Origin of the sequence: Curtobacterium sp. MCLR17_043, from assembly GCF_003224215.1 — a bacterium.
Lineage (GTDB): Bacteria > Actinomycetota > Actinomycetes > Actinomycetales > Microbacteriaceae > Curtobacterium > Curtobacterium flaccumfaciens.
Genome location: NZ_QKLH01000004.1, coordinates 166,948 through 188,996 on the forward strand (window position 1 = coordinate 166,948; position 22,049 = coordinate 188,996).

A 22,049-nucleotide genomic window follows, 5' to 3' on the forward strand; every position below is an offset into this window, starting at 1 on the left:
GTGGTCAGCACCTTCGGATCCCTCGCGACCGCCTACTCCGGCCTCGCAGCCGCCCGTGCCGGCATCGACGTCACCGGCCAGAACATCGCGAACGCCGGCACCGCCGGGTACACGCGGCAGCGCGTCACGCAGAACTCGATCCCCGCGACCCAGACCGGGTTCATGCGGGGCACCGCGGCCCTCGCCGGCCAGGGCGTCTCGGTCGACGGCATCGCTCGCCTGGCGTCCCTGACGCTCGACGCCGGTGTCCGCGTCGCCGCCGGTTCGTCGGCCTACGCCGATGCCCGCGCCACGGCGCTCTCCGCCCTCGAGACCGGGTTGCACGAGCCCGGCAAGGACGGCCTGAGCGCCAAGCTCGACGCGTTCTGGTCGTCCTGGAGCGAGCTCGCCAGCCACCCCGACGACCCGGGTGCCGCCAGTGCCGTGCTCGGGGCCGCCGGCACCGTCGTCGCCGCCCTGGCCGCCGGCTCGAAGGCCGTCGACGCGCAGTGGTCCTCGGTGCGCGGCACCCTGACCGGGCAGGTCGCCCAGCTGAACGGCGCCGCGGAGCAGGTCGCCGACCTGAACGGCCGGATCCGCACCGCGCTCGCCTCGGGCGGCAACGCCAACGAGCTGCTCGACCAGCGCGACCAGCTCACGCAGCAGATCGCCACGCTCGCCGGCGGCACCACCCGGACGAACGCCGACGGCACGGTCGACGTGCTCCTCGGCGGCAACCCGCTCGTGCAGGGCACCGACGCACGCCCGGTCGCCCTCGGCGGCGGCGAACGTCTCGCCGACGGCACCGCGGTCACCCTGACCTGGACCACCGGCACGGCCGGGGTGGTGGGACTGAGCGGCGGGTCGATCGGTGGCGCCCTCACGGTCCTCGCACCCGCGTCCGGCACCGGCACCGGCGGCGCACTCGCCGAGGCCTCCGCGTCCTACGACGCCGTGGCCACGCGGCTCGCCACGACCGTGAACACCCTGCACGCCGCCGGGACCACCCCGGCCGGCACCACCGGCGCACCCTTCTTCTCCCTGACGGCCGGCGTCCCCGCCGCCCAGGCACTCGGCGTCGTCCCCACGGACGCCAGTGGGCTGGCGACGCGGAACGCGGCGGGGGAACTCGACGACTCGTTCGCCGACGCGCTCGCGCGACTCGGGGCGTCGTCGGACGGTGCCGACCAGGTCTGGGCGACGTTCGTGGCGGGGGTGGGCACCGCCTCCAGGTCGGCCACGTCGGAATCGACGATGACCGGACTCGCGCTCACCAACGCGCGCAACCAGCAGCAGTCGAGCGCCGGCGTCGACCTCGACGAGGAGAACGTCAACCTGCTGAGCTACCAGCACGCGTACCAGGGCGCGGCGCGCGTCCTGACCGCGGTCGACGAGATGCTCGACACCATCATCAACCGCGTCGGACTCGTCGGGAGGGGCTGATCGTGATCACCCGTGTGACCACCCAGATGTCGATGGCGGCCGCCTCGGCCCGGCTGCAGGCCGGTGCCGCGCGGGTCGCCGAGCTCACCGACCAGGCCACGACGCTGCGTGCCATCCAGAAGCCCTCGGACGACCCGGTCGGCACCGCGTCGTCGATGCAGGTGCGCAAGGAGCAGGCCGCAGCCTCGCAGTACTCGCGGAACGCGAACGACGCCGCGGCGTGGCTCGCGACCACCGACAGTGCGCTGTCCGGCGTGTACTCGGTGCTCAACAACGTCCGCGACCTCACGGTGCGGGCCGCGAACTCCGGCACCATGAGCGACACCGACCGCGACGCGTTCGTCACGCAGTTCCGGTCGCTCAAGGCGGACCTCGAGGCGCGGGCCAACACGACCTACGGCACCCGCTCGGTGTTCGCGGGATCGTCGACCGCCGCTGTCGCCTACGACCCCGCGACGGGTTGGGCGGCATCGGGCACCGACGTGTCCCGTCGGGTCGGCGACGGCACCACGGTGCGGGTCGACACCACCGGCACCGCGGTCTTCGGATCCGGCGACGACTCGGTGTTCGGCATGATCGACTCCATCGTCAGTGACCTGCAGAACGGGGTGAACGTGAACGCTCGCATCGGGGACGTCGACACGGCGCTCGGGACCGTCCGCGGCGCCCAGGCCGACGTCGGCGTCCGGCACGCCGCCGCGCTCACGGCGCAGGACTCGCTGAAGTCCGCGACCGTCTCGCTCGAGAGCCGTCGCGCCGGCATCGAGGACGTCGACCTCGCGAAGGCCGTCCTCGACCTGCAGGTGCAGCAGACCAACTACCAGGCAGCCCTCGCCGTCACCGCGAAGGTCCTGCAGCCGACCCTGATGGACTACCTCCGATGAGCATCTCCCTGACCTTCGCCGTCCCCCCGTTCGGGCTCGCTCCCGCCGCGGCCTTCGAGCTCTCGCCGGTCGACGGCGCCGAGGGCCTGTTCACGCTCGTCGGCGACGACGCACGGCTGTTCCTGCTCGACGCCGCGGTGCACCTGCCGTCCTACGCGCCGGAGCTCACCGACGAGCAGGCCGCCGGGCTCGGGCTGACCGACCCCGCCGACGCGATGCTGCTCGTGGTCGCGAACCCCGGCGCGTCCGGCACCACGGTCAACCTGCTCGCGCCGATCGTCGTGAACGCCCGGACGGCCGTGGGCGCGCAGGTCATCCTCGAGGAGCAGGACCTGCCGCTGCGGGCGGAGCTCGCGCGGGTGTAGCGCGGGGCGCGCGCGGCTGCTTCACACCCGTTCTGCGACATTCCACCAGTCGTTCTCGGCGTGGATCGTCGGAAGATGTGTACGCAGAGGCTGCGTGTGCATGTGACGACAAGACACGAGTCGTTCGACGCGTGGATCGTCGCAAGATGCACGCGCATTGCAGCTGGTCAGTCCTGCACAGGTCGTCGTCGCCGCCCGGCTCTCCACAGATCGGACGACGGCGAGAGCTGGGCCACGAGGTTCGGCGAGCCTGGTGCCATGTCCAGAGCGAACGACGTCGAACTGATCCGCACGACGGGTGCGACCTCCGCTGAACGCCGCGCGCTCGAGCGCGATGTCCAACGGGGACGGTACGAACGCCTCCGCCCCGGCGTCCTCGTCCGCCCGGATGCACTCGACGGGATGCACCCCGGTGAGCAGCACCACGTGCTCGTCCGGGCCTCGGCGCACCGACTCCGCGCGACCGATGTCGTCTCACACCAGTCTGCCTGCGCGGTCCTCGGACTCCCGTTGATCGGGACCGCCCCACCCAAGGTGCACCTCGCCGATCCGACCACGCCGCACACCCGTGTCACGGCGTGGTTCGTCCGGCACGGTGCACAGGGGCGAGCGCCCGCAGTCCTCGTCGATCAGCAGGCGACCCCCACGACGACGGCCGCGAGGACCGCCATCGACGTCGCTGCCACGCGCTCCTTGCTCGAAGCACTCCCCGTCGTCGATGCCGTGCTCTCCCGTCGGCTCGCCGACCGTGAGGCGCTGGACGCGGAACTCACATCGCTGGTCTTCGCCCGGACGAAGGCGGGGATCGCGGTGGGGATGGGGTCGGCGCTGTCGGGTTCACCCGCGGAGTCGGTGTGCCGCGTGCGGTTCCGGGAGCTCGGGGCGCCGGAGCCGGTGCAGCAGCACGTGTTCGCCCGGGCTGGATCGGCCACGGCGGTCATCGACTTCTGGTTCCCCGACCAGGGCGTCGTGGTCGAGGTCGACGGCCGCGCGAAGTACGAGGACCCGGCGCTGCTCGACGGGCGCTCCACCGCGGACGCGCACTGGCGCGAGAAGCGTCGTGAGGACTTCATCCGGTCGTTCCCCGAGGTCCGGGCGGTCGTGCGGCTCTCGTGGGCCGACCTGATGCAGCCCGACCGGGTGCGGGCTGCCCTCCGGCGGGCGGGTGTCCCGTGCTGAGGGTGCGTGCCGGACGATCAGCGCGGGCGCCGTGGCGCATCCGGGTGGTTCGTGCGCTGACGCTCGATCCGCGGCCGGCCGGACGATGCCCCGATGTCCACTGCCCCACCGACCACGACCTCGCCGAGCCCCACGCGCACCCCACGGACCGGCCCGGTGCCCTTGACCACGCCGCCGCGGTGGTCCGGGTCGGGTTCGCGGTGGTCGCCGCCGTCCTCGAGCTCGACGTCACGCACGGACACCGGACCGAGCACCTGCGCGCCCGCACCGATCCGCGCCGGCCCCTCGACGAGACACCCGGCCGTCAGGCGAGCCCGACCACCGATCACGACGTCGGACCCGTCCGCGACGACGGTGACGGGGCCCGGGCCGAGTTCGGCGCCCGCCCCGATGTGCACGGTCGCCGCAGACGCGACGACGGTCACGGGGCCGGGGCCCAGGCAGGCACCGGCAGCCAGCGTGATCGCCCCACCGTGACGGGTCTCGAGCGTCGTGGACGGGTACAGCACGACGCCGGGCAGGACCGACACGCCCTCCCCGATCAGGACGGACGCCGGATCGAGCACCCGGACCTCGGGCGCGAGGGCGGCCACCTGCCGGACGGTCAGGAACCCGGCCGCACGACGGGCGTCGTCGAGGGCTCGCTGCGCGGGGTCGGTGTCCATCCAGCGAGCCTCTCACGTGTGCGGCGTACGGTGAGCGCATGGCCCGCGCCCCGAAGGACCAGTCGATCGTGCCCCTGCCGACCGCACCGGTTTCCCCCACCACGTCCGACCCCCGAACGCAGCAGGTCCAGCCCTCGGGCTGGGCCAAGTGGCTCGATCGGGTCATCAGTGTGCAGCGCCCCGTCGTGGTCGCGCACGTCAACGCGATCCGTCGCCGCAAGCCCGACGCGACCCCCGCCGAGGTGATCCAGATCCTCGAGCGGCAGTACCTGGCCGCGGTCACGACCGGTGGCGCCGCGGTCGGCGCGAGCGCGGTGATCCCCGGCGTCGGGATGGCCGCTGCGCTCGGACTGAGCGGCGCCGAGACGGTCGGGTTCCTCGAGACCACCGCGCTGTTCGCACAGTCGGTGACCGAGGTCCACGGCATCGCGCTGGACGACCCGGAGCGCGCCCGCACGCTGGTGATGGCGATGATCCTCGGCGCACCGGGCACGCAGCTCATCAAGCAGCTCGCCGGCCAGGCTGCCGGCGGGCAGGCCCGGACGGCATTCTGGGGCGAGATGGTGACGTCCTCGCTGCCGAAGCAGGTCGTCAACGGCATCGGCGGACAGGTCCGTGACCAGTTCATCAAGCGCTTCGCCATCCGGCAGGGCGGTTCGGTCCTCGGCCGCGCGCTCCCGTTCGGCATCGGAGCGGCCGTCGGCGGTCTGGGGAACCACGCCCTGGGGCGCAAGGTGATCCAGGCGTCGCGGACCGGGTTCGGGATGCCGCCGGCGGAGTTCCCCATCGTGCTGACGGTCACACCGACTGCCGAGAAGACCCGGCGAGCCCTGCCGTGGAAGCGCGGCACGGGCAAGGACCAGGACCTCTGGACCGAGCCGGGCCAGGACGACCCCCGCTCGAAGCGTTAGCCAGGACGACCGAGAACGGTCCGGCACGCCTACCGAGAACGGCCCGGCGCGACGACCGAGCAGGGCCCGGGCACGGATGCTCAGCAGCCGAGCCCGGGCCGTTCGTGCAGCTGCGCCTAGAAGGACCGCACCGGTGTCGTCACGACCTGCCCGGCGTGGGCGAACCCGCCACCGAACCCGAACAGCAGGGCCGGCACGCCTTCCGGGAGGTCGCCGCGCTCCCAGGCCTTCGACAGGCCGAGCGGCACACTGGCGGCCGAGGTGTTCCCGGACTCGACGACGTCTCGGATGACGAACTTCGATTCCCCGCCGAGCGCGGTGACGAGCGGCTCGATGATCCGCAGGTTCGCCTGGTGGAACGCGAACACCTCGATGTCGTCCATCGTGAGTCCGGCGGCCTCGACGACCTTGCGGGCGTGCCCCTCGGCCTCGGTGATGGCCCACCGGTAGATCGAGCGACCCTCCTGGTTGAAGCGCCCCGGCGAGCCCTCCACCCGCACGGCGTCGAGCAGGTGCGGCACGCTCCCCCACGACACCGGGCCGATCTCGGGCGTCTCGGCGACCCCGAGCACGGCGGCACCGGCCCCGTCACCGACGAGCACGCACGTCGACCGGTCGGTCCAGTCGGCGATGCCGGACAGCACCTCGGACCCGATGACGAGCGCGACGTCGGCCGAACCGGTGCGGATGGACTGGTCGGCGAGCCCGAGCGCGTACTCGAACCCGCTGCACGCGGTGTTGATGTCGATCGGCGCCGGTCCGTTCGTCATGCCCAGTGCAGCGGCGACGCGGCCTGCCGTGTACGGGGCGCGGTCCTGGTGGGTGGTGGAGGCGACGATGACGAGTCCGACGGCCGAGGGCGACACCCCGGCGTCGGCGAGGGCACGGCGCCCAGCCTCGATGGCCATCGACGTGACGGTGTCGTCGGGACCGGCGATCCGACGCGTCTGGATCCCGGTGCGGGTGCGGATCCACTCGTCGTTCGTGTCGACCATCGTCGAGAGCTCGTCGTTGGTCAGGACGCGTTCGGGCTGGTGGTGTCCGAACCCGAGGATCCGGCTGCCGCGGAGTACTGGGATGTTCATCGTCGGCACGTTACCCCCTCACCCGACCGCCGCATGCCGAGCGGGGCATGCCCGGCACGCGCGACGGTCACTTCCGCGCGGCAGCGGTCGCGCGGTCGTTCGCCTTGCCGATCGCCTCGACCAGCTCGTCCTTCGTCATCTTGGAGCGGCCGCTGACGTCGAGCCGCTTCGCGACGTCCATCAGGTGCGCCTTCGAGGCGTTCGCGTCCACACCGCCCTCGGTCTTCCCGGATGAGCCCGAGCCAGCACCACGCGAGCCGGCGGCACCGGAGTCGGACGGCCCGGAGGACTCCTTCTCCTCCCAGTGGTCGCCGACCTTCTCGTACTCGTGCTTCACGGCGGCGAACGCCGTGCGGTGCGCCCGCTCACCCGGGCCGTACGTCTCGTTCGCCGAGTCCAGTGTCTTCTCGAAGATCTCCTGCGCGTGCTCCGGGGACCGCTGCAGGGTGCTGGGGATCTCGTCCTTGGCTGGCATGGCTGCTCCTCTCGGGTGGTCCACCCTGACTACTCCGACCAGCACAACGAGCACCAAGCCCCGACCGGTACTCCCAGGGCCTGGCGCCACCAGCGCGTCACGAGTAGACCCGTCTCATGGACTACACACACCTCGGTCGCACCGGTCTGTCCGTCTCCCGCGCCGTGCTCGGCACGATGAACTTCGGCCCGGAGACCAGCGAGGACGACTCGCACGCGATTATGGACCGGGCCCACGAGCTCGGCGTCAACTTCTTCGACACCGCCAACGGCTACGGCGGCTCGGTGGGCAAGGGTGCCACCGAGGAGATCATCGGACGGTGGTTCGCCAAGGGTGGCGGTCGCCGCGAGAAGACGGTCCTCGCCACGAAGGTCTACGGCGAGATGACCGACTGGCCGAACGGCGGCAAGCTGAGCGCCCTGAACATCCGGCAGTCGCTCGACGCGAGCCTGCAGCGGCTGCAGACCGACCACATCGACCTGTACCAGTTCCACCACGTCGACCGTGCGACGCCGTGGGACGAGATCTGGCAGGCGATCGACGTCGCCGTGCAGCAGGGCAAGGTCCTGTACGTCGGCTCGTCGAACTTCGCCGGGTGGCACATCGCCCAGGCGCAGGAGGCAGCGAAGCGCCGGAACACCTTCGGCCTGGTCAGCGAGCAGTCGATCTACAACCTCGTGGTCCGCGACGTCGAGCGCGAGGTCCTGCCCGCCGCCCGCGCGTACGGCCTCGGCGTGATCCCCTGGTCGCCGCTGCAGGGCGGCCTGCTCGGCGGCGTCATCGAGAAGACCGAGAACGGCTCCCGTCGGCTCTCCGGCCGCAGCGCCGAGTACGTCGACGCGCACCGCGACCAGCTGCAGTCGTACGAGTCGTTCGCGAAGGAGCTCGGCCACACGCCCGGCGAGTTGGCACTCGCCTGGCTGCTGCACCAGCCCGGCGTCACGGCGCCGATCACCGGCCCCCGCACGATGGAGCAGTGGGAGTCCGCGGTGCGCGCCGTCGACATCCGCCTCGACCAGCGTGCGCTGGACCGTCTCGACGAGATCTTCCCGGGGCACGAGACCTCGCCGGAGGACTACGCCTGGTGACGGAACCAACGGAACCAACGGAACCAACGGAACCAACGGGTCGCTGACGCGACCATCTGCCTGGAGGCGCGGTGCGGGCCGGACCCGCACCGCGCCTCCCGGCCGTGGTCACGTCGAGAACGCGACCAACGCAACGACGACGGGCCCCGCGCTGCTGTGTGCGCGGGGCCCGTCGTCGTGCGGGTGGTGCCTGGTGACTAGCGGACGCTGACCGGGCTGTCGTCGGTCTGCTCGTAGAGGACGTAGCCCTCTTCGCCGTGGACGGCGGTGTCGATGCCGGCGACCTCGTCCTCGGTCTTGACGCGGAAGCCCATCGTCTTCTCGATGGCGAACCCGATGACCAGGGCGAGCACGAACGAGTAGAGGCCGACGGCGAGGGCCGCCACGGCCTGCTTGCCGAGCTGCTCGAACGAGCCGGAGTAGATCAGGCCGGTGTCGTTGGCGAAGAAGCCGAGGAACAGCGTGCCGAAGATGCCGCCGACCAGGTGGACGCCGACCACGTCGAGCGAGTCGTCGAAGCCCAGGCGGTACTTCCAGTCGATCGCGAAGCAGCAGACGATGCCGGCGAGGAAGCCGAGCAGGATGCCCCAGCCCGGGGTCAGCGCGGCACAGGCCGGGGTGATCGCGACGAGGCCGGTGACGGCACCCGATGCGGCACCGACGGAGGTGGCCTTGCCGTCCTTGAGCTTCTCGATGAGCAGCCAGCCGAGGATGGCGGCGGCCGGGGCGGCGAGGGTGTTCACCCAGGCGATCGCGGCGATGCCGTCAGCAGCGCCCTCGGAGCCGGCGTTGAAGCCGAACCAGCCGAACCACAGGATGGCGGCACCGAGGAGGACGAAGGGCGGGTTGTGCGGCTTGTGCGCGCCCTTGGCGAAGCCGACGCGCTTGCCGAGGACGATTGCCAGGGCGAGACCCGCTGCACCGGCGTTGATGTGCACCGCGGTGCCACCGGCGAAGTCGATGACGCCCCACGTGGCGGCCCAGCCCGAGGTCAGGTTGAAGACCCACGAGGCGACCGGGAAGTAGACGACCGTGACCCAGACGCCGGCGAAGACCATCCACGCGCCGAACTTGGCGCGGTCGGCGATGGCACCGGAGATGAGCGCGACGGTGATGATCGCGAACGTCGCCTGGAACCCGACGAAGGCCATCGACGGGTACGCCGCCTGGATGTTCGAGGACTGCGCCTCCTCGAAGGCCTGACCGAGGCCGATCTGGTTCCAGTCGATGCTGAAGAACCCGACCACGCCGGAGACCGCCGTGCCGTCGCCGTGGTTGGCGAAGGCGATCGCGTAGCCGTAGACCACCCAGAGCACGCTCACGAGCGCGATCGCACCGAACGACATCATCATCATGGAGATGACGGACTTGGCCTTCACCAAGCCGCCGTAGAAGAAGGCCAGGCCGGGTGTCATGAACAACACCAGCGCAGCCATCACCAACACGAACGTCGTGTTGCCCTGATCAAGCATCTGCTCACCTCTCGATTGCACGAGCGGCTCTTGGACCGCCTCGGGTGTCACAGAGTCTGGCGAGGCGAGGTTTCACGAGGGAGCACGAACTGTTTCGCGGATGTAACGCGACCGCGCCGTTTGTAAACGTCGTGTTTCCAGCGGCCCGATGTCCCCTGCGCGAGGGGCAGGAGACCGCCGTGGACAGATCGGTCTGACGGCGAGCGACGCTCAGGCGCGGGTGAGCGCCACCACGCGGGACGCCGCGCGCAGGTACTTCTTGCGGTACCCGCCCTCGAGCATCACGTCGGGGTACACCTGGTCGAGCGGCGTGCCTGACGCGACGATGCGCACCTGCGCGTCGTACAGCCGGTCCACCAGGGCGACCCAGCGCAGCGCGTCGGTCTGGTCGGTGAACGCCCGGACGTCGGTGAGCCCGACGGCGTCGAGGTCCTCGACCAGCGCGACGTACTTCGAGGGGTGCACGGAACCCAGGTGCGCGACCACCGCGCCGAAGTCGTCGAGCGTCACGGTGCCGGACGGCAGCGCGGCGGGCACGTCGGACACCACCTGCGCCGACTCGTCCACGGCACGTCGGCGGTAGTCGAGGCCGTCGATGCGCATGGTGTCGAAGCGGTCCGACATCGCCTGGATCTCGCGCAGGAAGTCCTGCGCGGCGAAGCGCCCCTCGCCCAGGGCTCCCGGGGGCGTGTTCGACGTCGCGGCGAAGCGGGTGCCGGTCTCGGTCAGTTCCTTGATGAGCCGGGTCATCACCATCGTGTCGCCCGGGTCGTCGAGCTCGAACTCGTCGATGCACACCAGTGCGGTGCCGCGGAGCAGGTCGACGGTCCCCTGGAACCCCAGGGCGCCCACGAGCGCGGTGTACTCGATGAAGGTGCCGAATGTCTTCCGGCCGGTGGCCGCGTGGTAGGCGGCTGCGAGCAGGTGGGTCTTGCCGACACCGAACCCGCCGTCCAGGTACACACCGGACTTCGCCGCGGGTTCCGCCGCCTGCTTCCGGCGCCCGAACAGCCCGCGCCGCGGGGCCTCCGTCGGACCGGCGGCCACGAACGCGGCGACGGCATCGCGGACCGAGGCCTGCGAGTCGTAGTCCGGGTCCGGCCGGTACGAGTCGAACGACGCGTCCGTGAACTGCGGCGGGGGCACGAGCGCCGCAGCCATCTGCTGCGGCGTCACCTGGGGATCACGGTCGACGAGGTGAGCGGGCAATCGGGGAACCCTTCCGGGAAGCATGTCGTGGGGTGTCACGTTGCGTCAGGGGCACGGTACGTCCGCGTACCGTTGCCCACAGGCACCGACGCCCGATCCTAGTCCGGCGCCGGCAGCACGCACCCGGGCACCATGCTCGCCCCGCACCACGCTCCCCCGCACCCCTGGAGGTACCCCCGATGACCGCACCGGTCGACCCGTCCGAGAAGTTCGCCGCCTACGCGCACCCGGAGCGCCTCGTCTCCACCGAGTGGCTGCAGGAGCAACTCGACGCCGGGGCCGGCGCGCCCGACCTGGTGGTCGTCGAGTCCGACGAGGACGTCCTGCTCTACGAGACGGGCCACATCCCGGGCGCCGTGAAGATCGACTGGCACACCGACCTCAACGACCCGGTGCAGCGCGACTACATCGACGGCGCCGCGTTCGCCGAGCTCCTCGGCGGCAAGGGCATCGGCCGCGACACCACGGTCGTGATCTACGGCGACAAGAACAACTGGTGGGCGGCGTACGCCCTCTGGGTGCTCACCCTGTTCGGCCACGAGGACGTCCGCCTGCTCGACGGCGGTCGCGGCAAGTGGATCGCCGAGGACCGCGCCCTGACCACCGACGAGACCCCGGTCACGCCCGTCGAGTACCCCGTCGTCGAGCGCCACGACGAGCCCGTCCGCGCCTTCAAGGACGACGTCCTCGCGCACCTCGGCAAGCCGCTCATCGACGTCCGCAGCGCCCCGGAGTACAGCGGGGAGCGCACGACCGCGCCCGACTACCCGGAAGAGGGCGCGCTGCGCGGCGGCCACGTCCCCACCGCCGTGAACATCCCCTGGGCGACGGCCGCCGCCCCCGACGGCACCTTCAAGTCGCGCGCCGAGCTCGACGCCGTCTACCGTGACGGCGCCGGCATCGGTGACGCCGACGAGGTCATCGCCTACTGCCGCATCGGTGAGCGCTCGAGCCACACCTGGTTCGTCCTGCAGCACCTGCTCGGCTACGACAACGTCCGCAACTACGACGGCTCGTGGACCGAGTGGGGCAGCGCCGTCCGCGTCCCCATCGTGCAGGGATCCGAGCCGGGTACTGTTCCGAACCGATGAACGCCAGCACCGACGCACCACTCCCCGCCACCCTCGCCGAGATCCGCGACGACTTCCTCGCCCTGGGACAGAAGGACCGCCTGCAGCTCCTGCTCGAGTTCTCGAACGAGCTGCCTGCGCTACCCGAACGCCTGCAGGGGCACGAGGACGAGCTCGAACGCGTCGAGGAGTGCCAGTCCCCCGTCTTCATCACCGTGACGGTGGGCGAGGACGGCGACGCCCCGGACGTGGTCCGGATGCACGCCACCGCCCCGCGCGAGGCGCCGACCACCCGCGGCTTCGCCTCGATCCTGGCACAGGGACTGTCCGGCCTGACCGTCGAGCAGGTGCTCGCCGTCCCGACGGACTACCCGTTGACCATCGGCCTGTCCGAGGCGGTCAGCCCCCTGCGGATCCGCGGCATGGTGGGCATGCTCGGCCGCGTGCAGCGTCAGGTACAGGCGGCGGTCGCGTAGACGCGACCCACTGACGGACGGGAGGCGCGGTGCCAGCTGGCACCGCGCCTCCCGTCCGTTCCTCCGGTTGCGTCTACCGCGCGCTGGCCGCCCCGCGCCGCTGGACCACCTCGGTCAGCCACGCGAGGATCCGGGCGTCGAACCAGTCGGCGTCGTGGTTCCAGAGCTTGGTGTGCCGGGCCGTGGTCTGGATCTCGAGCCGCACCAGGTCGGGCCGTGCGCGGGCCAGGTCGTGTGAGGCCGAGGACGGAACGAACCCGTCGTCGTCGCTGTGCAGCAGCAGGATCGGCACCGTGAGCTCGTCGGATCGCGTGACCATGTCGAGCTCGCGCAGGTCCACAGGAGCCTGGAGCCCGGCGAGCCGGTACAGCACCGGCGTGCGGAGCAGCCGCTGCGCGACCTTGCGGACCGGACGTGGCAGGCGCAGGAGCTGGCTCTGCGACTTCAGCACGGCGTGCCAGTCGACCACCGGGGACTCGAGGACCACCCCGTCGACCAGGCCGGCGAAGCGCGAGCGGAGCAGGGTCTGCAGCACGACGGCGCCGCCCATCGACCAGCCCATGAGCACGACGCTCTGGGCGTCCTGCGCGGTGAGCCAGCGGAGGACGGAGTCGACGTCCTCCCACTCGGTGCTGCCGAGGCCGTAGCGGCCGTCGACGCTCGGCGGGGCGACGCCGTCGTTCCGCCACGAGGCGAGCACGACCGAGTACCCGGCGGCGCGGAAGACGGGGACGGCGCGGATCGTCTCGGCACGGGTCACACCGCGGCCGTGCACCAGGACGGCCCACGGCGCTGCCGGGTCGTCGGCGCGGACGACCCAGGCGGGGGCGGGGCCGTTCGGGGTGGGGATGTCGACGTCCTCGACGGGCACGTCGAGTTCGCCCGGGGTCAGGTAGAACCAGCCGCCCCAGCGTCCGCGACGGGCGGCGGTCGGATCGCCGGCGTCGATCGCGATGATGCGGCGCGTGACGGTGGTGTCGGTCGTGCCGAGGACCTCGCCGACGCGCATGTGGCCGGTGCCGCCGCCGAACCAGAGCGAGTAGCGGCCCTGCAGCTCGGTGTCGGCCGTGCGCTCGATCGTGACGGTCTTCCGGACGGGGTCGACGGCGTGGATCGGGACGCGTTCGTTGCGCTTGCGGTCGGGGGTGACGACGGCGCGGGCGACGGCGGCGACGAAGCCACCGATGACGGCCGTCCCCACCGCGGCAGCTGCCAGACCGGCGCCGAGTGCGATGAACCCGGCGGATCGAGCGGTCTCCTGGACGACGTCCTCGGCGGGTCGCGCGGATCGGGACATGGCCCGGAGCCTAGTCTGCATGTGTGTCCGAAACCCGAGAGCCCGACGCCTTCGCGCGGCTCCGCGCGTTCGTGTCCGGCGGCAGCGGCCGTGCCGAGACCACCGTCACCGAGATCCCCTCGCCGACCCGGATCGCACCGTTCTCGATCGCCCTGGCGGCGGACGTGTCCGGCACCGCGCACGGGGTGGAGTCGGACCTGGGGACCGGTCGGTTCATCGCCCTGTACGACCCGGAAGAACCCGAGGGCTGGGGCGGCGCGTTCCGTGTCGTCTCGTTCGCGCAGGCGCCGCTCGAGCCGGAGATCGGCGTCGACGAGTTCGTCGCCGACGTCACCTGGAGCTGGCTCGTCGACGCGCTCGAGTCGCACGGTGCGACGTACGACCACGCCTCGGGCACAGCCACCAAGATCATCTCGCGCGGGTACGGCGACCTCGCCGCACAGGGCGACGGCGCCCAGCTGGAACTCCGCGCGTCGTGGACACCACGCGGCGACGACCTCACCGCACACGTCCGGGCCTGGCAGGACATCGTCGCCATGCTCGCCGGTCTGCCGCCCGCATCGGACGGCGTGACCCTGCTGGCCCCGAGGAGGCTCGCCAAGTGACCGACCCCGCTCCCCAGGACGCCGCTGGATCGACCGGCCCGGCTGCGCCCGCAGCCACGGCTGCCGGTTCGACTGCTCCGGCTGCCGCTGCCGGCCCGACTGCTGCCGCCGCCGGCCCCGCCTTCGAGGCGTCGCACGACGCCGTCAAGGTCATCGACACCCGCGAGGACTACCTCGAGGCGGTCGCCGCCATCGCCGCCGGCCACGGCCCCGTCGCGGTCGACGCCGAGCGCGCCAGCGGCTACCGCTACTCGCAGCGCGCCTACCTGATCCAGGTCTTCCGCCGCGGTGCCGGTGCGTTCCTGTTCGACCCGATCCCGATCGGCGACTTCTCGGAGCTGCAGGCCGCCATCGTCGACGAGGAGTGGCTGTTCCACGCCGCCTCGCAGGACCTGCCGTGCCTGCAGGAGGTCGGCCTCGTCCCGACGCGCATCTTCGACACCGAGCTCGGTGCCCGGATCGCCGGGTTCCCCCGCGTCGGCCTCGGCGCCGTCGTCGAGCAGCTGCTCGGCATCACCCTGGCCAAGGCGCACTCGGCCGCCGACTGGTCGACCCGTCCCCTGCCGCAGTCGTGGCTCGTCTACGCGTCGCTCGACGTCGAGCTGCTGCCCGACCTCCGCGATGCCCTCGCCGAGAAGCTCGACGAGGCCGGCAAGACCCGGATCGCCCAGGAGGAGTTCGACGCGGTCCTGCACCGTGCGCCGAAGCCCGCCCGTGCCGAGCCCTGGCGTCGCCTGTCCGGCATGCACGCGCTCCGTGGTGCGCGAGCACTGGCGATCGCCCGGTCGCTCTGGCTCGCCCGCGACGAGTACGCCCGACAGGCGGACATCGCCCCCGGGCGCACGATCCCCGACTCGGCGATCGTCGCCGCCGCGGCCGCTGCACCCGAGTCCCGCGCCGAACTCGGTGCGCTGAAGACGTTCACGGGCCGCGCCAGCCGTTCCGAGCTCGACCGCTGGTGGGCCGCCGTCGAGGAAGGCCGCACCACCGAGGACCTCCCCCGTCTGCGCGGTGCCGGCGAGGCCACCCTGCCCCCGCCCCGAGCCTGGGCGGACCGCAACCCGGCCGCCGACCGCCGGTACAAGGCCGCGCGCGCGGCGGTGACGAAGCGTGCCGAGGAACTCGACATCCCGCTCGAGAACCTGCTCACGCCGGAGACGCTCCGGCTCGTGTCGTGGGCCCCGCCGTCGCCGCCGTCGACCGAACTGGTCGGCGCCGCCCTCGCCGAGCACGACGCCCGCCCGTGGCAGGTCGAGGAACTCGCGTCGATCATCGCCTCGGCCTTTGTGGCTGCTGCACAGCGGCCCGCGGCGACGGACGACGACGAGTCGTAGGAACTGCCCAACCGGCATGCGGCCGCCCAGGCTGGGGGCATAGCGTCGGGAGGGTCGCCGGGCGAGGCCCGGCCAGGCCGGAGCGACCTGCGTTCCGGCCCGATCGATGAGGATCTGGGAGGCCCGGATTGCCAAAGGCATCAGACGTCGTGTTCGTGGACGGCGTTCGCACACCGTTCGGACGAGCCGGCGAGAAGGGGGTGTTCTGGAAGACCCGGTCCGACGACCTCGCGGTGCACGCGATGCGCGGACTGCTCGACCGGAACACCTTCGACACCGCAGCGGTGGACGACGTCGCCGTCGCGGCCACCACGCAGCAGGGTGACCAGGGGCTGACGCTCGGCCGCACCGTGGGCATGCTCGCTGGTCTGCCGAAGTCGGTTCCCGGCTACGCGATCGATCGCATGTGTGCCGGTGCCATGACGAGCGTCACGACGCTCGCGGGTGCCATCGCCTTCGGCGCCGCCGACATCGCGATCGCCGGTGGTGTCGAGCACATGGGCCGGCACCCGATGGGCTTCAACGCCGACCCGAACCCACGCTTCGTCGCGGAGCGCATGGTCTCGAGCGACGCCCTCGTCATGGGCGCCACCGCGGAGCGCCTGCACGACCGCTTCCCCGCGATCACGAAGGACCGCACGGACGCCTACGCCGTCCAGTCCCAGCAGCGCTACGCCGCCGCATGGGCGAACGGGAAGCTCCAGCCGGACGTCATCCCGGTCGAGGTCAACAAGGGCGACGGCTGGGACGTCGTCAGCACCGACGAGCCGCCGCGGCCGGGGACCACCCTGGAGGCGCTGGCCGCGTTGAAGACGCCGTTCCGGCCCCACGGACGGGTCACCGCCGGCAACGCCGCCGGTCTGAACGACGGTGCGACCATGAGCCTGCTCGCGTCCGAGGACGGTGCGAAGCAGCACGGACTGTCGACGAAGATGCGCATGGTCTCGTTCGCCTTCGCCGGCGTCGAGCCCGAGGTCATGGGCGTCGGCCCGGTCCCCGCGACCGACAAGGCCCTGTCGAAGGCCGGCCTGTCGATCGACGACATCGGCCTGTTCGAGATCAACGAGGCGTTCGCCGTCCAGGTGCTCGCGTTCCTCGACAACTACGGCATCGCCCAGGACTCCCCGAACGTGAACGCCTGGGGCGGCGCGATCGCCGTCGGCCACCCGCTCGCGTCGAGTGGTGTCCGGCTGATGAACCAGCTCGCCGCACAGTTCGCCGAGCGACCGGACGTCAAGTACGGCATCACCACGATGTGCATCGGGCTCGGCCAGGGCGGCACCGTCATCTGGGAGAACCCGAACCACAGCAAGTCGGCCGAGCGTTCGGCTCGGAAGGGGGCGTGACCATGACCATCGTCGACAACGACCGACTGGCCGAACTCAGCGAGGACGAGGTCGTCACGCACTCGTTCGTCAAGTACGTCACGATGCCCTCGGGTGGCACGCTGGCGCTCATCACGCTCGACAACGGCAAGGACTACAAGCGGCCGAACACCCTCGGGCCCCGCACGCTCCGTGAGCTGTCCGGCGTGCTCGACACCCTGAAGACCGAGGCCGCCGCGGGCACGATCCAGGGCGTCGCGATCACCGGCAAGGAGTACTGCTTCGCCGCCGGCGCCGACCTGTCGCAGGCAGCGGCGGTCCCGTCGCGCGAGGCCGCCCACGACCTGGCCGCCCTCGGGCACGCCACGCTCCGCAAGTTCGCCGACCTCGGGGTGCCGTCGTTCGCGTTCGTGAACACCCTGGCGCTCGGCGGTGGGCTCGAGATCGCCCTGCACTGCACCTACCGGGCGTTCTCGTCCGCGGCGCAGGGCATCGGCCTGCCCGAGGTGTTCCTCGGCATCATCCCCGGCTGGGGCGGCGCGACGCTGCTCCCCCGCTTGATCGGCCCGGAGCGCGCGCTCCGCGTCATCGTCGAGAACCCGCTCAAGAACAACCGCCTGATGGACGGTCCGGCCGCGGTCGAGATCGGCATCGGCGACGTGCTCGTCCCGTCCGTCACGTTCCTGCCCTCGGCCGTGGCCTGGGCGGACGGCGTCATCACCGGAACGACCAAGGTGGTGCGGAAGAACGAACCGGGCATGCTCGAGAAGGCCGCCTGGGGCACCGTCGTCAAGGTCGCCCGCGGACAGGTCGCGTCGAAGATCGGCACCGTGCCGAAGTCGCCGTTCCGGGCGCTCGACCTCGTCGCCGCCGCCAAGTCGGGCTCGCTCGACGAACGCTTCGCAGACGAGGACGAGGCCCTCGCCGACCTCATCTCGGGCGACCAGTTCGCCGCGTCGATGTACGCCTTCGACCTCGTGCAGAAGCGTGCAAAGAAGCCCGTCGGCGCTCCCGAGGGCGTCGAACCGAAGAAGATCACGAAGGTCGGCGTCCTCGGCGCCGGGCTGATGGCGTCGCAGTTCGCGCTGCTGTTCGCCCGACGTCTCGGCGTCCCCGTCGTCATCACCGACGTCGACCAGTCCCGTGTGGACGCCGGCGTCGAGCGGATCCGCGGCGAGGTCGCGAAGCTGCTCGACAAGGGCCGGATCTCCCCCGACGACGCGAACCGCATCACCGCACTCGTCAGCGGCTCGGTGTCCTACGACGCCTTCGCCGACGCCGACTGGGTGATCGAGGCCGTCTTCGAGGAGATGACCGTCAAGCAGGAGGTCCTCCGGAAGATCGAGCAGGTCATCGCACCGGACGCCATCCTCGCCACGAACACGTCGTCGCTCTCCGTCGACGAGATGGCGTCGGTCCTCACCAACCCGGAGCGACTCGTCGGCTTCCACTTCTTCAACCCGGTCGCGGTCATGCCGCTGCTCGAGGTGGTGCGCGCGGCGAAGACCTCGGACGAGGCCCTCGTCACCGCCCTCGCCGTCGCGAAGACCCTGAAGAAGACCGCGATCATCACCGCGGACCAGCCGGGCTTCGTCGTCAACCGGGTGCTCGCGCGGGTGCTCGGCGAGGCGATGCGCGGCGTGGAAGAGGGCACCTCGTTCGACACCGTCGCCCAGGGTGCCGCGCCCCTCGGTTTGCCGATGTCGCCGTTCGAGCTGCTCGAGCTCGTCGGGCTGCCGGTCGGCGCGCACGTGCTCGACTCGCACCACGCGGCCTGGCCGGAGCGCTTCTACCCCGGTGACGGGCTGAAGAAGATCGCCGAGCACGGGACGATCCTGACCCGCGACAAGAAGGGCAACGCGACCGGGTACGACCCCGCCGCCGTGAAGCTCGTCGCGCCCTCCAAGAAGGACGCGAAGCCGGTCGACGCCGCCGAGATGCAGCGCCGGTTCGAGGACGCCCTGGCCGACGAGCTGCACCGCATGCTCGAGGACCGGGTCGTGGAGCACGTCGAGGAGATCGACCTCGGGCTCATCCTCGGTGCCGGCTACCCGTTCCAGGCCGGTGGGATCAGCCCGTACCTCGACCGCTCCGGTGCGTCCGAGCGGGTCTTCGGCGGCACGTTCCACGAGCCCCGGATCGTCGGCCCCGCTTCCCGCTAGAGCCGACTCGGTCTCGAAGGCGGCACCGCCGCACAACCAAAGTCACCCCGAACCGCGGATCGCCGTGGTTCGGGGTGACTTTGATTGTGCGGCGCCGAGGCGTGCCACCGACTCCGACAGCAGCCCGGGCGTCTGCTAACGTGCGCCGCCGTCAGCCACCGACGCAGTCGTTGCTGCCACTGAAGCACGGCGGCACCGACGGCCGGGGTGCCGGCGGCTCGGGCGGCTCGTTGTCGTACGACGTGAAGTAGTCGGCGCTGTGCGTCACGACGAGCACGTAGTCCGCCCCGCTCGCCCGCACGGCGTCGTCTCGTCGGTCGACACCGAGTCCCGGCGCGGACTGCACGACGGACGATCCGTCCGGTTGCCACAGTCCGAGTGACTGGTCCCAACCACGGACCCGGACGACGGCGAACCGGTCCTGGCCGACATCGCTGCCGAGTGCGATCGACTGCCGCCCACCGACATCGATCAAGGACGGTGTCGATCTGTCCGGCCGGATCGCCTGCGCCACGAGGTCCTCGTCGGTCAGGCCGCCTGCACGAAGCGCTGGGCCGACGATGCGCACCGCGTCGACCGGTGTGGTCGCACCGTCGATCGTGTCGACCACTCCGGCGTCGATCCGGCACGTGGTTCCTGCAGCGGCCTGGAAGAAGCCGGAGTTGCTCGCGTGCCCGCAGGAGTCGGTCCAGGTGGCATCGACCCGGTGGACCGCTTCCCCGCCATCCCAGTCGATCACGCGGTGCATCGTCTGTCTGGCACCGACCCGGGCATCAGCACCGAGCTCCGGCGCGACCGAACCGTCGTTCATCGCCGAACACCCCGAAGTCAGCGCCAACACGGCGAGGCAGAGCCCCACCGTCACCGTCCTGAGCCCCCGTCGCATGTGGCGATCCTGCCAGACGTCCCCGTGGCACATGCACCTCGCGGCATGGCAGCACGGCGGCAAGGCGGCCTCCCACCGAACCAGGTGCCGGACACAGCACCGCGGAGGAACGTGGTGCCGTGTCCGGAACCTGGTTCCGAGCGGTCAGCCGTCAGCCGTCAGGCGTCAGCGGTCGGACGCCGCCGACTCGCGGGACCGCGCGGGCTTCGCCTGCGGCAACTTCGTCCCGACGACCTGGTCGATGACGTCGCGGGCGATGGCCTGCGCCGTCAGCCCCGCGTCGGCGAGGATCTGCGACCGGGTCGCGTGGTCGATGAACGCGTCGGGCAGCCCGAGCTCGTTCACCCCGGTGTCGACCCCGGCAGCGCGCAGGTCCTGCCGCAGCCGGGTCCCGACGCCCCCGACCCGCACGCCGTCCTCGATGGTGATCACGAGCCGGTGCGTCCGCGAGAGCTCGATCAGCGACGTCGGGATCGGCACCACCCAACGCGGGTCCACAACGGTGACGCCGATGCCCTGCGCCTCGAGCAGCGCCGCGGCCTCGAGCGCCACCGGCACCATCGACCCGACGGCGACGAAGAGCACGTCCTCGACGTCGTCCGCGGCTGCGTGCAGGACGTCCACGCCATCCGAGAGACGACGGACCGCGGGGATGTCCGGCCCGACCTGCCCCTTCGACCACCGAAGCACGGTGGGGGCGTCGTCGACGGCGATCGCCTCGCGGAACTCCTCGCGCAGGGTCGCAGCATCGCGGGGCGCGGCGATCCGGATCCCCGGCACCACCTGCAGCAGCGCGAGGTCCCACATGCCGTGGTGCGAGGGGCCGTCCGGGCCGGTGATGCCGGCACGGTCGAGCACGAACGTCACGCCAGCCTTGTGCAGGGCGACGTCCATCAGCACCTGGTCGAACGCGCGGTTCAGGAACGTCGCGTAGAGCGCCACCACCGGGTGGAGACCGCCGTAGGCGAGGCCCGCGGCGGTCGTCACGGCGTGCTGCTCGGCGATGCCGACGTCGTAGACCCGGTCGGGGTGCTGCTCCTGGAACAGGTGGAGCCCCGTCGGCCGGAGCATCGCCGCCGTGATGGCGACGATCCGAGGATCCGAGGCGCCGGCTTCGGCCAGGGAAGACGCGAACACCGACGTCCACGACGGACCCGACGCGGCGTCGAGCGACTCCCCCGTCTCCGGGTCGATGTGCCCGACCGCGTGGAACTGGTCGGCCTGGTCGCGCAGTGCGGGCTCGAAGCCGTGGCCCTTCTCGGTGATCGCGTGCACGATCACGGGAGCGCCGTACTCCTTGGCCTGCCGGAGCGCTGCCTCCATCGCCTGCTGGTCGTGCCCGTTCACCGGGCCGATGTACTTGATGTCGAGGTTCGAGTACAGCGCCTCGTTGTTCGTCAGCCGCGACAGGAAGCCGTGCAGGCCCCCGCGCATGCCTCGGTAGACCGCACGTCCCGGAGCGCCGAACCGGGCCGCCACGGCCTGCGTGCCCTCGTACAGGGCCCGGTACTCGCGGCGGGTGCGCACGGAGCTCAGAAACCGCGCCATGCCACCGATCGTCGGGGCGTACGAGCGGCCGTTGTCGTTGACGACGATGACCAGTCGACGGTCGTTGTCGTCGGAGATGTTGTTGAGCGCCTCCCACGTCATGCCGCCGGTGAGCGCGCCGTCCCCCACCACCGCGACGACGGTGCGGTCGGTCTGCCCGGTCTGCCCGAACGCGCGGGAGATGCCGTCGGCCCACGACAGCGACGATGACGCGTGCGAGGACTCGACGATGTCGTGTTCGGACTCACTCCGCTGCGGGTAGCCGGCGATGCCGCCGCGTTCGCGCAGCTTCGAGAAGTCCTGGCGCCCGGTGACGAGCTTGTGCACGTACGACTGGTGCCCGGTGTCGAAGACGAACGGGTCGTTCGGCGAGTCGAACACGCGGTGCATCGCGAGCGTCAGCTCCACGACGCCCAGGTTCGGCCCGAGGTGCCCACCGGTCTTCGCGACCTCGGCGACCAGGAAGCGCCGGATCTCGGCGGCGAGGTCGGTCATCTGCGCGTCGGAGAGACGCTTCAGGTCGCGCGGCGACGTGATGCTGGCGAGCAGGCTCACGGGCGCTCCTTTCGTGGGGCTGTCGGCCCACTCTAT

20 protein-coding genes are annotated in these 22,049 nt (G+C 71.5%); 12 read left to right on the forward strand and 8 right to left on the reverse strand.

Annotation, left to right across the window (positions count from 1 at the left end; translation table 11 throughout):
* From flgK to DEJ03_RS05655, 4 genes are all read left to right on the forward strand, one after another.
* Entirely contained in the window at window positions 1-1,422 is a 1,422-nt protein-coding gene (gene flgK, locus DEJ03_RS05640) for a flagellar hook-associated protein FlgK (RefSeq protein WP_110863836.1), read from the forward strand.
* A 2-nt stretch (window positions 1,423-1,424) separates the two neighbouring features.
* Window positions 1,425-2,306, forward strand: a complete 882-nt coding sequence (locus DEJ03_RS05645) for a flagellin (protein WP_110863837.1) — start codon at window positions 1,425-1,427, stop codon at window positions 2,304-2,306.
* Window positions 2,303-2,671, forward strand: coding sequence for a flagellar assembly protein FliW (gene fliW, locus DEJ03_RS05650; RefSeq protein ID WP_027465503.1), 369 nt, complete (start codon window positions 2,303-2,305; stop codon window positions 2,669-2,671). Before DEJ03_RS05645 ends, fliW begins: the two co-directional genes overlap by 4 nt.
* Before the next feature lie 258 nt (window positions 2,672-2,929).
* Window positions 2,930-3,850 carry a hypothetical protein gene (locus tag DEJ03_RS05655; protein WP_110863838.1) on the forward strand — a complete coding sequence of 307 codons (921 nt, stop codon included), beginning with the start codon at window positions 2,930-2,932 and terminating at the stop codon, window positions 3,848-3,850.
* 17 nt (window positions 3,851-3,867) lie between these two features.
* On the opposite strand, the gene DEJ03_RS05660 is transcribed toward DEJ03_RS05655, so the two are convergent.
* The gene (locus DEJ03_RS05660) at window positions 3,868-4,515 is read right to left on the reverse strand and encodes a hypothetical protein (RefSeq protein ID WP_110863839.1); all 648 of its coding nucleotides are present in this window, start codon (window positions 4,513-4,515) and stop codon (window positions 3,868-3,870) included.
* A gap of 38 nt (window positions 4,516-4,553) precedes the next feature.
* Here DEJ03_RS05660 and DEJ03_RS05665 point away from each other — a divergent pair, with 38 nt between their 5' ends.
* On the forward strand, window positions 4,554-5,426 hold the full coding sequence (locus tag DEJ03_RS05665) for a hypothetical protein (protein WP_181422614.1): 873 nt from the start codon (window positions 4,554-4,556) through the stop codon (window positions 5,424-5,426).
* A 116-nt stretch (window positions 5,427-5,542) separates the two neighbouring features.
* Here DEJ03_RS05665 and DEJ03_RS05670 read toward each other — a convergent pair whose 3' ends face one another.
* Both DEJ03_RS05670 and DEJ03_RS05675 read right to left on the reverse strand, forming a co-directional pair.
* Window positions 5,543-6,511: a beta-ketoacyl-ACP synthase III gene (locus DEJ03_RS05670; protein ID WP_110863840.1), complete on the reverse strand. Its 969-nt coding sequence runs from the start codon at window positions 6,509-6,511 to the stop codon at window positions 5,543-5,545.
* 67 nt (window positions 6,512-6,578) lie between these two features.
* Window positions 6,579-6,986, reverse strand: coding sequence for a ChaB family protein (locus DEJ03_RS05675; protein WP_110863841.1), 408 nt, complete (start codon window positions 6,984-6,986; stop codon window positions 6,579-6,581).
* A gap of 116 nt (window positions 6,987-7,102) precedes the next feature.
* On the opposite strand from DEJ03_RS05675, the gene DEJ03_RS05680 reads away from it, so the two are divergent.
* Window positions 7,103-8,074: an aldo/keto reductase gene (locus DEJ03_RS05680; RefSeq protein WP_071403939.1), complete on the forward strand. Its 972-nt coding sequence runs from the start codon at window positions 7,103-7,105 to the stop codon at window positions 8,072-8,074.
* A gap of 197 nt (window positions 8,075-8,271) precedes the next feature.
* On the opposite strand, the gene DEJ03_RS05685 is transcribed toward DEJ03_RS05680, so the two are convergent.
* Together DEJ03_RS05685 and zapE are read right to left on the reverse strand one after the other, a co-directional pair.
* Window positions 8,272-9,546 (reverse strand): ammonium transporter, encoded by a 1,275-nt coding sequence (locus tag DEJ03_RS05685; RefSeq protein WP_110863842.1) that lies wholly within the window; start codon window positions 9,544-9,546, stop codon window positions 8,272-8,274.
* A 210-nt stretch (window positions 9,547-9,756) separates the two neighbouring features.
* Entirely contained in the window at window positions 9,757-10,779 is a 1,023-nt protein-coding gene (gene zapE / locus DEJ03_RS05690; RefSeq protein ID WP_110863843.1) for a cell division protein ZapE, read from the reverse strand.
* A 155-nt stretch (window positions 10,780-10,934) separates the two neighbouring features.
* On the opposite strand from zapE, the gene DEJ03_RS05695 reads away from it, so the two are divergent.
* Together DEJ03_RS05695 and DEJ03_RS05700 are read left to right on the forward strand one after the other, a co-directional pair.
* Window positions 10,935-11,846, forward strand: a complete 912-nt coding sequence (locus DEJ03_RS05695) for a sulfurtransferase (RefSeq protein ID WP_110863844.1) — start codon at window positions 10,935-10,937, stop codon at window positions 11,844-11,846.
* Window positions 11,843-12,301 (forward strand): SufE family protein, encoded by a 459-nt coding sequence (locus tag DEJ03_RS05700; protein WP_027465483.1) that lies wholly within the window; start codon window positions 11,843-11,845, stop codon window positions 12,299-12,301. The genes DEJ03_RS05695 and DEJ03_RS05700 overlap by 4 nt, the downstream gene beginning before the upstream one ends.
* A gap of 73 nt (window positions 12,302-12,374) precedes the next feature.
* On the opposite strand, the gene DEJ03_RS05705 is transcribed toward DEJ03_RS05700, so the two are convergent.
* Complete coding sequence (locus DEJ03_RS05705) at window positions 12,375-13,598, reverse strand: alpha/beta fold hydrolase (protein WP_111232797.1); 1,224 nt, start codon at window positions 13,596-13,598, stop codon at window positions 12,375-12,377.
* Between the two features lie 23 nt (window positions 13,599-13,621).
* On the opposite strand from DEJ03_RS05705, the gene DEJ03_RS05710 reads away from it, so the two are divergent.
* The 4 genes from DEJ03_RS05710 (at window position 13,622) to DEJ03_RS05725 (ending at window position 19,024) form a co-directional block, all read left to right on the forward strand.
* Window positions 13,622-14,203, forward strand: coding sequence for a DUF3000 domain-containing protein (locus DEJ03_RS05710; protein WP_017886108.1), 582 nt, complete (start codon window positions 13,622-13,624; stop codon window positions 14,201-14,203).
* Entirely contained in the window at window positions 14,200-15,537 is a 1,338-nt protein-coding gene (locus DEJ03_RS05715; protein WP_375334813.1) for an HRDC domain-containing protein, read from the forward strand. The genes DEJ03_RS05710 and DEJ03_RS05715 overlap by 4 nt, the downstream gene beginning before the upstream one ends.
* Before the next feature lie 128 nt (window positions 15,538-15,665).
* Window positions 15,666-16,883, forward strand: coding sequence for a thiolase family protein (locus DEJ03_RS05720; protein WP_110863846.1), 1,218 nt, complete (start codon window positions 15,666-15,668; stop codon window positions 16,881-16,883).
* Between the two features lie 2 nt (window positions 16,884-16,885).
* A complete protein-coding gene (locus DEJ03_RS05725; protein WP_110863847.1) occupies window positions 16,886-19,024 on the forward strand; it encodes a 3-hydroxyacyl-CoA dehydrogenase NAD-binding domain-containing protein in 2,139 nt (712 codons plus the stop codon).
* A gap of 151 nt (window positions 19,025-19,175) precedes the next feature.
* On the opposite strand, the gene DEJ03_RS05730 is transcribed toward DEJ03_RS05725, so the two are convergent.
* Both DEJ03_RS05730 and dxs read right to left on the reverse strand, forming a co-directional pair.
* Window positions 19,176-19,910 carry a hypothetical protein gene (locus DEJ03_RS05730; protein WP_181422615.1) on the reverse strand — a complete coding sequence of 245 codons (735 nt, stop codon included), beginning with the start codon at window positions 19,908-19,910 and terminating at the stop codon, window positions 19,176-19,178.
* A 165-nt stretch (window positions 19,911-20,075) separates the two neighbouring features.
* Window positions 20,076-22,013, reverse strand: a complete 1,938-nt coding sequence (dxs, locus tag DEJ03_RS05735; RefSeq protein WP_110863849.1) for a 1-deoxy-D-xylulose-5-phosphate synthase — start codon at window positions 22,011-22,013, stop codon at window positions 20,076-20,078.
* Between the last annotated feature and the right edge of the window lie 36 nt (window positions 22,014-22,049).